Origin of the sequence: Streptomyces sp. MUSC 14 (assembly GCF_001866675.1) — a bacterium.
In the GTDB taxonomy this organism is placed as follows: domain Bacteria; phylum Actinomycetota; class Actinomycetes; order Streptomycetales; family Streptomycetaceae; genus Streptomyces.
Window position 1 is genome coordinate 55512 of sequence record NZ_MLYN01000025.1, and the last position, 13659, is coordinate 69170.

At 72.9% G+C, this 13659-nt stretch carries 13 protein-coding genes; 8 read left to right on the forward strand and 5 right to left on the reverse strand.

Features of this window, described 5'->3' with window-relative positions:
* Window positions 1-32: 32 nt before the first annotated feature.
* Window positions 33-452 (forward strand): MazG nucleotide pyrophosphohydrolase domain-containing protein, encoded by a 420-nt coding sequence (locus BIV25_RS16515; protein WP_071373096.1) that lies wholly within the window; start codon window positions 33-35, stop codon window positions 450-452.
* Here BIV25_RS16515 and BIV25_RS16520 read toward each other — a convergent pair.
* The 3 genes from BIV25_RS16520 to BIV25_RS16530 all read right to left on the reverse strand — a co-directional run bounded on the left by BIV25_RS16520 (window position 449) and on the right by BIV25_RS16530 (window position 3090).
* Window positions 449-1930: a hypothetical protein gene (locus BIV25_RS16520; protein ID WP_071373097.1), complete on the reverse strand. Its 1482-nt coding sequence runs from the start codon at window positions 1928-1930 to the stop codon at window positions 449-451. The two genes, BIV25_RS16515 and BIV25_RS16520, sit on opposite strands and share 4 nt — an antisense overlap.
* A gap of 283 nt (window positions 1931-2213) precedes the next feature.
* The gene (locus BIV25_RS16525; protein WP_071373098.1) at window positions 2214-2657 is read right to left on the reverse strand and encodes a MarR family winged helix-turn-helix transcriptional regulator; all 444 of its coding nucleotides are present in this window, start codon (window positions 2655-2657) and stop codon (window positions 2214-2216) included.
* Between the two features lie 73 nt (window positions 2658-2730).
* Window positions 2731-3090: a DUF6204 family protein gene (locus BIV25_RS16530; protein WP_071373099.1), complete on the reverse strand. Its 360-nt coding sequence runs from the start codon at window positions 3088-3090 to the stop codon at window positions 2731-2733.
* Window positions 3091-3262: 172 nt separating this feature from the next.
* On the opposite strand from BIV25_RS16530, the gene miaB reads away from it, so the two are divergent.
* On the forward strand, window positions 3263-4792 hold the full coding sequence (gene miaB, locus BIV25_RS16535; protein ID WP_107486154.1) for a tRNA (N6-isopentenyl adenosine(37)-C2)-methylthiotransferase MiaB: 1530 nt from the start codon (window positions 3263-3265) through the stop codon (window positions 4790-4792).
* A gap of 111 nt (window positions 4793-4903) precedes the next feature.
* Complete coding sequence (locus BIV25_RS16540) at window positions 4904-5617, forward strand: class III extradiol dioxygenase subunit B-like domain-containing protein (protein ID WP_071373167.1); 714 nt, start codon at window positions 4904-4906, stop codon at window positions 5615-5617.
* A 163-nt stretch (window positions 5618-5780) separates the two neighbouring features.
* Here BIV25_RS16540 and BIV25_RS16545 read toward each other — a convergent pair whose 3' ends face one another.
* Together BIV25_RS16545 and BIV25_RS16550 are read right to left on the reverse strand one after the other, a co-directional pair.
* The gene (locus BIV25_RS16545; protein WP_071373101.1) at window positions 5781-6065 is read right to left on the reverse strand and encodes an antitoxin; all 285 of its coding nucleotides are present in this window, start codon (window positions 6063-6065) and stop codon (window positions 5781-5783) included.
* A gap of 24 nt (window positions 6066-6089) precedes the next feature.
* Entirely contained in the window at window positions 6090-6398 is a 309-nt protein-coding gene (locus BIV25_RS16550) for a hypothetical protein (RefSeq protein ID WP_256255858.1), read from the reverse strand.
* Between the two features lie 181 nt (window positions 6399-6579).
* On the opposite strand from BIV25_RS16550, the gene miaA reads away from it, so the two are divergent.
* From miaA to BIV25_RS16575, 5 genes are all read left to right on the forward strand, one after another.
* Window positions 6580-7518 (forward strand): tRNA (adenosine(37)-N6)-dimethylallyltransferase MiaA, encoded by a 939-nt coding sequence (miaA, locus tag BIV25_RS16555; RefSeq protein ID WP_071373102.1) that lies wholly within the window; start codon window positions 6580-6582, stop codon window positions 7516-7518.
* A gap of 107 nt (window positions 7519-7625) precedes the next feature.
* Window positions 7626-8297 (forward strand): hypothetical protein, encoded by a 672-nt coding sequence (locus BIV25_RS16560; RefSeq protein WP_107486155.1) that lies wholly within the window; start codon window positions 7626-7628, stop codon window positions 8295-8297.
* Window positions 8298-8342: 45 nt separating this feature from the next.
* Entirely contained in the window at window positions 8343-9218 is an 876-nt protein-coding gene (dapF, locus tag BIV25_RS16565) for a diaminopimelate epimerase (protein ID WP_071373103.1), read from the forward strand.
* A gap of 295 nt (window positions 9219-9513) precedes the next feature.
* Window positions 9514-11784: a bifunctional (p)ppGpp synthetase/guanosine-3',5'-bis(diphosphate) 3'-pyrophosphohydrolase gene (locus tag BIV25_RS16570; RefSeq protein WP_071373104.1), complete on the forward strand. Its 2271-nt coding sequence runs from the start codon at window positions 9514-9516 to the stop codon at window positions 11782-11784.
* A gap of 139 nt (window positions 11785-11923) precedes the next feature.
* On the forward strand, window positions 11924-13549 hold the full coding sequence (locus tag BIV25_RS16575) for a M1 family metallopeptidase (protein WP_079176679.1): 1626 nt from the start codon (window positions 11924-11926) through the stop codon (window positions 13547-13549).
* The last annotated feature ends 110 nt before the right edge of the window (window positions 13550-13659 follow it).

The following is a 13659-nucleotide window of genomic DNA, read 5'->3' on the forward strand; positions in this document are numbered from 1 at the left end:
GCGCTGTCAGTGGCGGCCGTTAGAGTCGACGCATGAGCAATTCGCCCGCCGGCCTCGTCCGTGAGTTCCACCATGCCTTCGGCCTCGACGCCCGCAGCACGCCGGCGGAGGTGGACCCCCAACTGGCCGCGCACCGCGGGGAACTGCTCGCGGAGGAGGCCGCGGAGGTCGCCGAGGTCGCGGTCGACGGCCCGCTGGACAAGCTCGCGCACGAACTGGCCGATGTGGTCTACGTCGCCTACGGCACGGCGCTCGTCCACGGCATCGACCTCGACCAGGTGATCGCCGAGATCCACCGCGCCAACATGAGCAAGATCGGCCCGGACGGGCAGGTCGCCCGCCGGGCCGACGGCAAGGTCCTCAAGGGCGAGCACTACCGCGCCCCGGACGTCTCGGCCGTACTGCGCGGCCAGGGCTGGATACCGGCGGAGCCGGGCGCCCAGGGGGCCTAGGGGGTCTTGAGGGTGCCGCCCGCCAGTTTCCACTCGCGGTGCAGTGCGCCCAGCGGGATGTCCCGGTGGATGATCGGCGTGCCGAACACGGACAGCTGGAGCCGCAGCGTCCCGGACAGATCGACGCCGCCGTACACGCGCCAGGCCATCAAGGCCTTCACCCCGCCCGTGCCGGTGGACGTGGAGGGGGAGCCGGTGACCACCGTTCCGGAGGCCTCGCCGCGCAGATACGGGGCCAGGTCGGCGGTGACGCCGACGGCGCCGTAGAGGCCGACGGAGGCCTCGGCGCCGAGCGCCGTCTTCAGCTGCCCGGCGGTGGTGACGGAGGCGTGTACGGGTGTGCTCGTCATGTCCGAGAAGCTGACCGGCGTCCAGCCCTTGGCGGGGCCGAAGGTGCCGCCCGCCGTGAAGGAGCCCTTGAGGCTCTGCTCGACGTCGACGGTGACGTGCCCGTCACCGCTGAGCTGGATGTAACAGGTCAGGCCGAGGTTGACGACGACGGGGACCGGACCGACCTGGAGGACGGGATCGGCGTGCAGCGTGGCGAACGGGATGCGCAGCGGCGCGCCCGTCGTCGCGGCGGCCCGGCCCCCGACCGACCAGCCGGAGGTCCAGCGACCGGACACGCCGAGGTACGCCGACCCGGGTGCCACTCCGGTGCCGGTGCCGCCGTAGGCGAAGTCCACCCGCGGGGCGACCTGGACGAAGCCGTGTACGGAGGCACTGGCCGACACCGGGCCGTCCTTCGCCGACGGCACCGCGGCGCTCACGTCGAGCCGGAGGCTGCCGAGCGGCACGGTCGCGCCCTTCGGACCGACGCGCACGTCACCGGCCTTGGCCCAGGACACCTTCACCCCGGGCAGCAGCTTCTCGACGGCGAAGGACGAGGGGTCGACCGGCACGTCGCCCTTCGCGGTGGCGTCACCGAGCAGGGCGTTCAGCGTGGCCGGTGCCGTCTGCACCTGCGTGCCCCGGTCCGTCTCGCCGATCACCTTGGTGACCTCGGCGAGCAGTCCGTGCGGCGCGCCGGGCGCGGGCGCGCTGGCGATCACGTCGCCCACGGCGGTCCGGTGCGCGACACCCGGGGAACTACCGGAAGGAGAGGGCGGGGCGGAGGCTGAGGGAGAGTGCGAGGGGGTGGCTGTCGAACTCCTTTGTGGAGACGACTCGTTGGACAGTACGGCCCGTCGTGTGCGGCTGTCGTACGAGGCGACGGCCAGCGTGGTCCGATGCGCGCGCTGCCCGGTGCCCGGCGGGCCCGCCGTGGCTGTCGCGGGGGCGGCGGGAGCGGCGGCGACGGCGAGTGAGCGGTCCGTGCCGTCGGTGGCACGGACAGGGGCCGTGGAGGGCTGTCCGTGTCCGGCTGCCGACGCCGGTTCGGCGTGCGGTGCGGACGAGGAGCAGGCCGTGGCGAGGAAGAGGGTGGTCACGGCGAGGGCGGGCAGCAGGGCGTACCTGTGCCTCGTGCGTCTGCGCAAGGTCGGTCCCGGGTGGAGTGGGGGGTGGCAGAGAGATGCCGGCGGGCGGTCTGCTCAGCGGCGGTACCGGCCGGTAACTCGATGTCGAAACATGAGCATGCCACGCCGCATCCATCACTCCCTCACCGTCCGGCCACAACTGAACGTGAGCTGTGACACGGCGTGTTCGGGCCGTCCATGGCCGAAGTGCGCCCGCATGTACCGGTGTTGCGGGTGGCCGCCCGTCACGGCGGCCTCCCCGGGCGGACCGTGGCCGCCCGGGGGCTTCGCAACCGCCCGGGGCTCAGCGGCCGTCGAGGCCGGCGCCGCCGAGCCGGGTCAACAGCCCCGACAGCAGGGCGACGTCCTCGCCGCTCCATGCCCGGGCGCCGAAGACCTCGGCGGCGGTCTCCTCGGCCGTGGTACGCATCTCCGACAGCCGTCTGCGCCCCGTCGGGGTCAGCGACGCGTAGGCCACGCGCGCGTCGCGGGCGTCCGGCTCACGGGTCACCAGCCCGATGCGCTCCAGCGGGGCCAGCCCGCGCGTGACCCCGGAAGCGGTCAGGCCGAGGGCCTCGGCGAGATCGACCCGGCGCATGCGTCCGCCGGGCGCCTGTCCCAGCCGCAGCAACAGGGTGAAGTCGGCGAGGCTGACCCCGTGCAGCCCGCTCAGCCGGGAGTCGAAGCGCCGTACGAGCGCCGCCTGCGCCCTGACCAGGCGCAGGGTCGCGTCGAGGGTGTCACTCATCGCCGCCCCGCTCTCTCCGGAAGCCACTGCCGAGCTCTCCGGAATCCATTGCAGGATCCTTGAGTACTCAAGCTCATGCTCCGCCGTATCGCGCCGCGCGCCGCTGCCGCTTGCCCATCGGGGCCTGGGAGAGGTCCTCGGCGCTGGAGCGCAGGTTCTTGAAGCCGTAGCCGCGCTCGGTCAGCCAGTTCTGCGCCGCCTCCTCGGCCCGCTCGGTCGCCTCCAGGATGTCCTCCTCTTCCTCGCCGGTGCCGGAGAAGCGGAAGACGAAGGCGGGGCGGGCGGCGATGTCGTAGGTGAGACTGCCCTCGGGTGTGAACGCGGCGCGCAGCACATCGTGTGCGGCGGCGTCGGCCAGCAGGGCGGCCCGCTGAGCGTCGCTGAGGCCGTCGAAGGCACCGCGGACGGTGATCCGGAACGTACGTGTACTCATTCCGCGACCCTAGGCACAAGGCCCACGCCCCCTCCACCCGGTTTCCGCAGCGGCCGACCCGACCGCCGGCGCCACGCACCCGCAGGACCCGGAGAACCATCGGCCCGCTGGATCCCCGCACCCCGTCGGCCCGCCGATCCCCGTCACCCCGAGCAGCGCCTACCCTTGACCCATGACCAGCAGCAGCGACCGGAGCCGGGCAGTGGACGTGCAGGGACCCAAGACCTACGAAGTGCGTACCTACGGGTGCCAGATGAACGTCCACGATTCCGAGCGATTGTCCGGGCTGCTGGAGGAGGCCGGGTACGTGCGGGCGCCGGAGGGCTCGGACGGCGATGCCGACGTCGTGGTCTTCAACACGTGCGCCGTCCGCGAGAACGCCGACAACCGGCTGTACGGCAACCTCGGCCGGCTCGCGCCGCGCAAGGCCTCGCGGCCCGGCATGCAGATCGCGGTCGGCGGCTGCCTCGCGCAGAAGGACCAGGACACCATCGTGCAGAAGGCACCCTGGGTGGACGTCGTCTTCGGCACGCACAACATCGGCAAGCTCCCGGTCCTGCTGGAACGCGCGCGCGTGCAGCAGGAGGCGCAGGTCGAGATCGCCGAGTCGCTGGAGGCGTTCCCCTCCACCCTGCCGACCCGGCGCGAGAGCGCGTACGCGGCCTGGGTGTCGATCTCCGTCGGCTGCAACAACACCTGCACCTTCTGTATCGTCCCGGCCCTGCGCGGCAAGGAGAAGGACCGCCGTACCGGCGACATCCTCGCCGAGATCGAGGCCTTGGTCGCCGAGGGCGTCTCGGAGATCACGCTGCTCGGCCAGAACGTCAACGCGTACGGGTCCGACATCGGCGACCGCGAGGCCTTCAGCAAACTGCTGCGCGCCTGCGGCACGATCGAGGGCCTGGAGCGCGTCCGGTTCACGTCGCCGCATCCGCGCGACTTCACCGACGACGTGATCGCGGCCATGGCCGAGACCCCGAACGTGATGCCGCAGCTGCACATGCCGCTCCAGTCCGGCTCGGACACGGTCCTCAAGGCGATGCGCCGGTCGTACCGCCAGGAGCGCTACCTCGGGATCATCGAGAAGGTGCGGGCCGCCATTCCGCACGCGGCGATCACGACCGACATCATCGTGGGCTTCCCCGGCGAGACCGAGGAGGACTTCGAGGAGACCATGCGCGTCGTGCGCGAGGCCCGGTTCGCGCAGGCCTTCACCTTCCAGTACTCCAAGCGGCCCGGCACCCCCGCCGCGACCATGGACGGCCAGATCCCCAAGGAGGTCGTCCAGGCGCGCTACGAGCGGCTCGTCGCCCTCCAGGAGGAGATCTCCTGGGACGAGAACAAGAAGCAGGTCGGCCGCACGCTGGAGCTGATGGTCGCCGAGGGCGAAGGCCGCAAGGACGGCGCCACGCACCGCCTGTCCGGCCGCGCCCCCGACAACCGGCTGGTCCACTTCACCAAGCCGGACCAGGAGGTCCGCCCCGGCGACGTCGTCACGGTCGAGATCACCTACGCCGCCCCGCACCACCTCCTCGCCGAGGGCCCCGTCCTCTCCGTGCGCCGCACGCGCGCGGGTGACGCCTGGGAGAAGCGCAACGCCGCCGAGGCCGCCAAGCCCGCGGGCGTCATGCTGGGCCTGCCGAAGATCGGCGTCCCGGAGCCGCTGCCGGCCGCGGCGGGAAGCGGCTGCGGCTGCGACTGAGGGCCTGCCGCGAAGAGGGGCGGTACGGGGCCGGGGCGTCCGCGTGGTCAGGTCGATGCCCGTCGCGGACTGACACGGCCGTCGGCGGTCGTGCGGCGTACGCTGCCGGTCATGCTTGTAGCCGCCGCAGCCTGTCCCTGCCCACCGCTGCTCGTACCCGAGGTCGCCGCGGGCGCCGCGCCCGAGCTGGACGCCGCCCGTGCGGCCTGCGCCGACGCGCTGGGCGTGCTCGTCGCCGCCCGCCCGGACCTCCTGGTGGTCGTCGGACCCGCCGAGCGGAGCGGGCGCGGACCGTTCGCGCAGGGCACCCCGGGCTCCTTCCGCGGCTTCGGGGTCGACGCCGCCGTACGCCTGGGCCGGGCCACGGACGCCGTCCCCGGGCGGGAGCTGCCGCCGTCGCTCGCCGTCGGAGCCTGGCTGCTGGAGCGGACCGGCTGGGCGGACGCCCCGATCGCGGGACTCGGCGTGGGGGAGCCGCTGGCCCCCGAACGGTGTCTCGCGACCGGGCGGGAGATCGGCGCCCGGGCCGGGCGGGTGGCGCTGCTGGTGATGGGAGACGCCAGCGCCTGCCGCACGCTGAAGGCGCCGGGATACCTGGACGAGCGGGCGGCCCCGTTCGACGCCGGGGTCGCGCGGGCGCTGGGCACGGCGGACCTGGCGGCCGTCCGGGCACTGGACCCCGAGCTGGCCCACGAGCTGAAGGCCTCCGGCCGGGCCCCCTGGCAGGTCCTGGCCGGTGCCGCCGAGGGCGCGGACCTGGCCGGCGCGCTGCTGTACGAGGACGCGCCGTACGGCGTCGGATACGTCGTCGCCACCTGGTCCTAGGGCATCCGATGCGGTCCCGGGACCGCCCGCCCCGTCCCCGGAGAAGCCTGCCGCACCCATGAGGCCGCGCCCATGAGACGGCGGACGGCCGGGAGCTGCTGGCGCTGCTCCGCGACCGTCCGCCGATACCCGTGCCCCGTGCCGCAAGGGCGCCGTCCGAGGCTCAGGAAGCCGTGGGCGGCTCCTGCGGCCGGGTGGGCGCCGCCGGGTCGGTCCCGTCCGTCTCGGGGCCGGTGCCCTCCTTGTGCGCGAGGCGGTCGACCGCCTCCTTGGCCTTGCCCGTGCCCGCGTGGATCTTGTCGCTGTACTTGCCCTTGGTCCGCTCGTCGACGGCCTTCGCGGCCTTGTCGATGCCGTGCGTGACCTTGTCCCCGTGCTGTCGCGCGAGGTCCGACACCTTGTCCCTGGCCGGGCCGAGCTTGGCCTTCATGTTGTCCAACAGACCCATGGTCCACCTTCCCTCGCGGGACAGTTACCTGCGGGCGCCCTCGCTGGTCGCGCTGTCGGCGGCCTCCTCGGCGGACTGCTGCTTGGGGATACCGGAGCCGTCGGACGTCTCGTCCGCACCGGTGCCGACACCGGACTGCGCCGTGGCGTCCTCACGCCCGTCGCACTCGTCCTCGGTCGTACCCTTCGCCTCCGCCGAAGCAGTCTCCTCCACAGCTGCCGACTCCACCTCCTCCGCCTCGGCTCCGTCCGGCTCCACACCGGTCTGCGCCACGGCGTCCGGCGTCTCCGGAGTCGCCTTCGACTTGCCGAAGAACCGAGCAAACACGCCCATATTCACTCCATACGGTACTCGTGCGGGCGAATTCCCGCGTCACCCGGTGCGTACGGTTGCGCCGCCGGGGTCACCGCCTCCCTGATTCGGAGGCGGTATCTCGCCACGGGCAACGACGCAAAAGCCCATGCGTCACGTAACTCGTTCGAGAGCCCACCCGGAGGTTTGCGAAACTGGTGCGGTGAGCAGTGCACCCCCCACCCCCCGCGTCATCGCCGTCGTCGGACCCACCGCGGCCGGAAAGTCCGATCTCGGCGTCTTTCTGGCCCAGCAGCTCGGCGGCGAGGTCGTCAACGCCGACTCCATGCAGCTGTACCGGGGGATGGACATCGGTACCGCCAAACTGACGCCCGAAGAGCGCGGCGGCATACCGCACCACCTGCTCGACATCTGGGACGTGACGGTCACCGCCTCCGTCGCCGAGTACCAGAAGCTCGCCCGCGCCCGGATCGATGCCCTGCTCGCCGAGGGCCGCTGGCCGATCCTCGTCGGCGGCTCCGGCCTGTACGTCCGCGGGGCCGTGGACAACCTGGAGTTCCCCGGCACCGACCCCGAGGTCCGCGCCCGGCTGGAGGAGGAGCTGGTGCTGCGCGGCCCGGGCGCCCTGCACGCCCGGCTGGCCGCCGCCGACCCGGAGGCGGCCCGCGCGATCCTGCCCAGCAACGGCCGCAGGATCGTCCGGGCGCTGGAGGTGATCGAGATCACCGGCCGGCCCTTCACCGCGAACCTGCCCGGACACGACTCGGTCTACGACACCGTTCAGATCGGTGTCGACGTCGAGCGTCCGGAGCTGGACGAGCGCATCGCGCGCCGCGTCGACCTGATGTGGGAGGCCGGTCTGGTGGACGAGGTGCGCGCGCTGGAGGCGCAGGGCCTGCGCGAGGGGCGCACGGCGTCGCGCGCGCTCGGCTACCAGCAGGTGCTCGCGGCGCTCGCCGGGGAATGCACCGACGCGGAGGCCAGGGCCGAGACCGTGCGTGCGACCAAGCGCTTCGCGCGCCGGCAGGATTCGTGGTTCAGGCGCGACCCGAGGGTGCACTGGTTGAGTGGGGCCGCGGCCGCCCGGGAGGAACTTCCGCACCGGGCCCTCGCGTTGGTCGAACGACCGGTTACAGCCTGATCACGTGATGGCATCGGGATGCGCCGCCGGTCATCGGGGCCTTCGGCGCCGTGCCATCATCGAGCTTCGATCGACCAAGTGGAACCTAGTGGGGAGGGCGCGTGGCGATGGAGGCCGGCCCTCGCGACACCGCACCAGGTGCCGAGCACGTCACCACGGCGGGTGACGAACCGGACCCGGCCGGGGCGGCCCGTGCGACGGAGTGCGGACCGGCCGGGCACCGTGCGGCCGGCGACCCGACGGCCGGGGACCGCCTGGACGGCGACCGCCTGGGCGACGAGCAGCTCACCCGCGACCTGCCCGGCGACGGGCTGGACGAGCACCGGCCGGCCGAGGAGCGCCTCCTCGGTGACCCGCTGTCCGACGACGGCCCCGACGAGTCCCCGGACGGCGTGACCGCCGACGGGCCGGCGCCCGAGGAGATGTACGAGAGCGGGCCCGAGGTCGAGGTCGAGCTGCGCCCGCAGCGCCGGCTGCGCATCTGGCAGCTCGCGCCCATCGTGGGGCTGTCCGCCGTCGGCTCGCTGATGTTCGCCTTCCCGCTCGCCTTCGACTTCGGTGACAGCGGTGCCGTCATCGCGATGCTCGGCCTGCTGATCTGCTGCTGTGCCGCGGGCTGGGGCATGACGGCCGCCCGGCGCGTGGGCTACACCTGGCCCGGCCTGCCCCCGCGCGGCTCCGGCCGCCGGGTCGACTGGCGGGTCGTCCTCGCGTACATGCTGCTGGTCGCCGTGGTGGCCGTCCTCGCGGTGTGGCGCGTGGCCCGCCTGCGCGGCTAGCTCGCCGCGCCGCGGAGTGTCGTACCCACCCCGTACGATCGAGGCATGAGCACGCGCACGCGCATCCCCTTCCTCAAGGGCCACGGCACCGAGAACGACTTCGTGATCGTCCCGGACCCCGAGAACGCCCTCGACCTGACCCCGGCCGCCGTCGCCGCCCTGTGCGACCGCCGGGCCGGTCTCGGCGGTGACGGGGTGCTGCATGTCGTGCGGTCCGCCGCGCACCCGGAGGCGAAGGCGATGGCGGACGAGGCCGAGTGGTTCATGGACTACCGCAACGCCGACGGCTCGGTGGCCGAGATGTGCGGCAACGGCGTCCGTGTGTTCGCCCGCTATCTCCACGACGCCGGACATGTGGCCGAAGGTGACTTCACGATCGCCACGCGCGCGGGCGTGCGCTCCGTCCACCTCGCGAAGGACGGGGACGTCACCGTGGGCATGGGCCGGGCCCGCCTCCCCGAGGGCGAGGTCACGGTGACCGTAGGCGAGCGCAGCTGGCCCGCGCGGAACGTGAACATGGGCAACCCGCACGCGGTCGCCTTCGTCGACGACCTCGCGCACGCGGGCCGGCTGCTCGACGCGCCCCCGGTCAGCCCGGCGCAGGCCTACCCGGACGGGGTCAACGTCGAGTTCGTGGTCGACCGCGGCCCCCGCCACGTCGCCATGCGCGTGCACGAGCGCGGCTCCGGCGAGACCCGTTCCTGCGGCACGGGCACGTGTGCCGTCGCCGTGGCCGCCGCGCGGCGCGACGGCGTCGACCCGGCCGTCACCGGCACCCCGGCGACGTACACCGTGGACGTGCCCGGTGGGCGCCTGGTCATCACCGAGCGGCCCGACGGCGAGATCGAGATGACCGGACCGGCCGTGATCGTCGCCGAAGGCGAGATCGACGGCGAATGGCTGGAAAACGCCGTCCGCTGACCGGGCGTCACCACGACGGCAGCCGCCCCGGCCGCCAGGAACAGCGGTTTCCGGTGCCCTGAGGGGAGCGCGCCCCGGGTGAACCGCGGGCGCGCCGTGAGCGCGTGGCGCAAAACCTAAACCTTCTTCTCATCGCTCGAATGGGTGATCCGTTTCACGCTCGGCCAGAGGCGGTCAGGAGCACGTGGTGGGCTCGATAGCATCAAGCACCGGCACGGACGGGGGAGAACGTCGCCATCCCTGAGCCGCGTGCGCCCTGGAGCCCCGTCCGCCGGTCCACGAGCCGGAGGTGCCCATGAGTGCGGAGGCCACGAACCCTGCGACCCCTGGCCCGGTAGCGCCCACAGCGACCGCGGCGGCCACCACCCCCGCGGTGCCCCGGGCGGACCGCAGGAAGTCCCGGCCCCGGATCGACCTGCGCAGGCTCGGCCGGGCCGCGCTGCTCGGCCCGGCCGTCCGCGGCAAACTCCCCGACGCCATCAGCCATGTCGTGGAGGCGCACCGCGCCCATCACCCCGACGCGGACCTCGACCCGCTGCGCCGCGCCTACGTCCTCGCCGAGTCCTCGCACCGCGGCCAGATGCGCAAGAGCGGCGAGCCGTACATCACACACCCCCTCGCCGTGACCCTGATCCTCGCCGAACTCGGCGCCGAGACCACGACGTTGACCGCCTCCCTGCTCCACGACACCGTCGAGGACACCGATGTGACCCTCGATCAGGTCCGGGAACAGTTCGGCGAGGAGGTTCGTTATCTGGTCGACGGCGTCACGAAACTGGAGAAGGTCGACTACGGAGCCGCCGCCGAGCCGGAGACCTTCCGCAAGATGCTCGTCGCCACCGGCAGCGACGTGCGCGTGATGTCGATCAAACTCGCCGACCGGCTGCACAACATGCGCACGCTCGGCGTGATGCGCCCCGAGAAGCAGGCGCGGATCGCCAAGGTCACCCGTGACGTACTCATCCCGCTCGCCGAACGCCTCGGCGTGCAGGCCCTGAAGACCGAGCTGGAGGACCTGGTCTTCGCCATCCTCCACCCCGACGAGTACGAGCACACCCGCGAACTCATCGCCGGCAACGCGGCCCGCCGCGGCGACCCGCTCGCAGAGGTCTCCGACGAGGTCCGCGGTGTGCTGCGCGAGGCCGACATCCAGGCCGAAGTCCTCATCCGCCCCCGCCACTTCGTCTCCGTCCACCGCGTGGCCCGCAAACGCGGCCGGCTGCGCGGCGCCGACTTCGGCCGGCTGCTCGTGCTCGTACAGGAGGACGCCGACTGTTACGGCGTCCTCGGTGAACTGCACACCTGTCTGACACCGGTCGTCTCGGAGTTCAAGGACTTCATCGCGGTACCGAAGTTCAACCTGTACCAGTCGTTGCACACCGCCGTCGCCCGGCCCGACGGCCAGGTCGTCGAAGTCCTCATCCGCACCCACCAGATGCACAAGGTCGCCGAGGCCGGCGTCGTCGCGCTCGGCAACCCGTACGCCCCCGCCTCCGACGCCTCCGCCTCCGACAGCCCCGCCACCGACGCCCCCGCCGACGGTGAGCGCGCCGACCCCACCCGGCCCGGCTGGCTCTCCCGGCTCCTCGACTGGCAGCGGGCCGCCCCCGACCCCGACACCTTCTGGTCCACCCTGCGCGAGGACCTCGCCCAGGACCGCGAGATCACCGTCTTCCGCCCCGACGGCGGCACCCTCGGCCTGCCTGAGGGCGCCTCGTGCGTCGACGCGGCCTACGCGCAGTACGGGGACGACGCCCACGCCTGTCTCGGCGCCCGTGTCAACGGCCGCCTGGCCACGCTCAGTACGGTCCTGAGGGACGGCGACACCGTCCAGCTCCTCATGGGCCAGGACCCGGCCTCCGAGCCCTCCCGCGAATGGCTGGAGCACGCCCACACCCCGGCCGCCCGCATCGCCATCCAGCGCTGGCTCGCGGCGCACCCCGACGGCGGCACCGGCTCCGGAACCGACGAGGCGACCGCTGCGCGCCCCGACCCGGCCGACGGCACCGCCACCGCCGGGAGAACAGCGCCGGAGAGCACAGCGCCGGAGGGGGCGACGGCGAAGAGTACGGCGGCGGAGGGCACGGCCCGGGAGAGCGCCGCCCGTCCCCGGAGCGCGGACGTCCTCTCCGACCGGCCCGGAGCCACCGTTCGGCTCGCCGGCTGCTGCACACCCGTACCGCCCGACGAGATCACCGGCTTCGCCGTACGCGGGGGAGTGCTGACCGTCCACCGCCTGGAATGCGCCACGGTGGTGCAGATGAAGAGCCGGGGGCGCGCGGAGATCGGTGTGCGCTGGGGCGACACGACCGAGATCCGGGTCACGCTGGTCGCTGAATCGTTCGGCCGCCCGCATCTGCTCGCCGACCTCACCGAGGCGATCTCCGCGACCGGCGCCGACATCGTCTCGGCGACCGTCGAACCCCCCACGCAGCAACGGGTCCGGCACACCTACACGCTCCAACTCCCCGACGCGGCCCGCCTCCCGGCCCTGATGCGCGCCATGCGGGACGTGCCGGGCGTGTACGACGTGGCCCGCGCCCAACACCCGGGCCCGGCCTCCTGATCGGCACCGGGCGCACTCGCTCACGACGCGTCGGATCCCGGTCGGAAGGACCTGTCAGAGGGACCTGGGCGGAACCCGTTCGGGTGGGCCGGGCGCGCGTCGTCGTCGCGAGGCGGTGGCGCACTGGTAGCGGTGGTCCATGCTGCTCACCCCCCGCTCCCGGCATACGCCCCCGAACTCCCGGCACCGCACGGCGGCCCTGCTCGCCTCCGCCGTCTCCGTCTGCCTCCTGGCCGCCGCGGCCCCGCCCGAGCCCCTGGGCATCGGCGACCGGCTCTTCCCGTACCTGGGCAACCCGGGCTACTACGTGACGTCGTACGACCTCTCCTTCAGCTACTCCGGCAGAAACGACAAGCCGCTCGAAGCCGTCACCACCATCGACGCACGGACCACCGCCGACCTGGAGCGCCTCAACCTCGACTTCACGCACGGCACCGTCCGCTCCGTGGAGGTCGACGGGCGCCGCGCGGACTTCGCCAAGGCCGGTGAGGACCTGGTCGTCACCCCGGACCATCCCCTGTCGCGGGGCAGTTGGACCCGCATCACGGTGCGGCACACCAGCGACCCCGTGGCGGCCAAGGACCAGGACGGCGGCTGGGTGCGCACCGTCGACGGCCTCGCCATGGCGAACCAGGCCGACGCCGCCCACCTGGTCTTCCCGTGCAACGATCACCCGTCCGACAAGGCGATGTTCACCTTCCACGTGACCGCCCCGAACGGCTATGCCGTCGTCGCCAACGGTCTGCCCGACGGCGTGGACCGGGGCGGGAAGACGACCACGTGGACCTACCGCACCCAGCACCCCATGGCCACCGAGCTCGCCCAGGTGTCCATCGGCCGCTCCGCCGTCGTCCGCCGCGAGGGACCGGACGGACTGCCGATGCGCGACGTCGTGCCCGCCGCCGATCGCAAGGCCCTCGAACCCTGGCTCGCGAAGACGCCGGACCAGATCGCCTGGATGGAGAGCAAGGTCGGCCGGTTCCCGTTCGAGACCTACGGCGTGCTGCTGGCGCAGGCCTCCACCGGCTTCGAGCTGGAGACACAGACCCTCTCGCTCTTCGAGAAGAACCTGTTCACCGACCCCGCCTACCCCAAGTGGTACGTCGAGTCGATCATGGTGCACGAGCTGTCCCACCAGTGGTTCGGCGACAGCGTCAGCCCGCGCACCTGGTCCGACGTATGGCTGAACGAGGGGCACGCCACCTGGTACGAGACCCTGTACGCCGACGAGACCGCGCACAAGCCGATGGACCAGCGGATGAAGGCCGCCTACAGTGCCTCCGACCGCTGGCGGGAGGCCGGCGGTCCGCCCGCCCGGCCCAAGGCGCCCGCGCCCGGCCAGAAGATCAGCATCTTCCGGCCCAACATCTACGACGGCGCCGCGCTCGTGCTCTACGCCCTGCGTCAGGAGATCGGCCGCCCCGCCTTCGAACGGCTGGAGCGGGTCTGGGTGCGCGCGCACCGGGACTCCACCGCCGGCACCGCCGACTTCGTCCAGCTGGCCTCGACGATCTCCGGCCGTGACCTGAGCGGCTTCTTCCAGGCCTGGCTGTACGGTGCGAAGACCCCGCCGATGCCCGGCCACCCGGACTGGAAACAGCAGGCTCCCGCCAAGAAGCCCTCGGCCTCCGCCGGAAAGCCCTCCGTCTCCGCCGGGAAGCCGTCGGCTCCCGCTGGAAAGCCGTCGGCCCAGGCCGGAAGGGCGTCGGATCCGGCCAGGGCCGCCAGGGCCGCCGGGGCCGCTGGATCGCGGAGCGCGGGATAACACGGTGACGAGACGCGTCGCCCCGTGCGACCATCTTCGAGTCGGCGCGAGGCGGGACGGGAATCTCCCGGGGCGCTCGTACGTTGACACGACGAGCGGTCCCGCAGGAC

What these genes read in the sequence shown, in the direction of transcription:
- BIV25_RS16515 (WP_071373096.1), top strand. Translation starts at nt 33, where the DNA reads ATGAGCAATTCGCCCGCCGGCCTCGTCCGTGAGTTCCACCATGCCTTC.
- BIV25_RS16525 (WP_071373098.1), bottom strand. Translation starts at nt 2,657, where the DNA reads ATGAGTGACACCCTCGACGCGACCCTGCGCCTGGTCAGGGCGCAGGCG.
- BIV25_RS16530 (WP_071373099.1), bottom strand. Translation starts at nt 3,090, where the DNA reads ATGAGTACACGTACGTTCCGGATCACCGTCCGCGGTGCCTTCGACGGC.
- miaB (WP_107486154.1), top strand. Translation starts at nt 3,263, where the DNA reads ATGACCAGCAGCAGCGACCGGAGCCGGGCAGTGGACGTGCAGGGACCC.
- BIV25_RS16540 (WP_071373167.1), top strand. Translation starts at nt 4,904, where the DNA reads ATGCTTGTAGCCGCCGCAGCCTGTCCCTGCCCACCGCTGCTCGTACCC.
- BIV25_RS16545 (WP_071373101.1), bottom strand. Translation starts at nt 6,065, where the DNA reads ATGGGTCTGTTGGACAACATGAAGGCCAAGCTCGGCCCGGCCAGGGAC.
- BIV25_RS16550 (WP_256255858.1), bottom strand. Translation starts at nt 6,398, where the DNA reads ATGGGCGTGTTTGCTCGGTTCTTCGGCAAGTCGAAGGCGACTCCGGAG.
- BIV25_RS16560 (WP_107486155.1), top strand. Translation starts at nt 7,626, where the DNA reads ATGGAGGCCGGCCCTCGCGACACCGCACCAGGTGCCGAGCACGTCACC.
- dapF (WP_071373103.1), top strand. Translation starts at nt 8,343, where the DNA reads ATGAGCACGCGCACGCGCATCCCCTTCCTCAAGGGCCACGGCACCGAG.
- BIV25_RS16570 (WP_071373104.1), top strand. Translation starts at nt 9,514, where the DNA reads ATGAGTGCGGAGGCCACGAACCCTGCGACCCCTGGCCCGGTAGCGCCC.
- BIV25_RS16575 (WP_079176679.1), top strand. Translation starts at nt 11,924, where the DNA reads ATGCTGCTCACCCCCCGCTCCCGGCATACGCCCCCGAACTCCCGGCAC.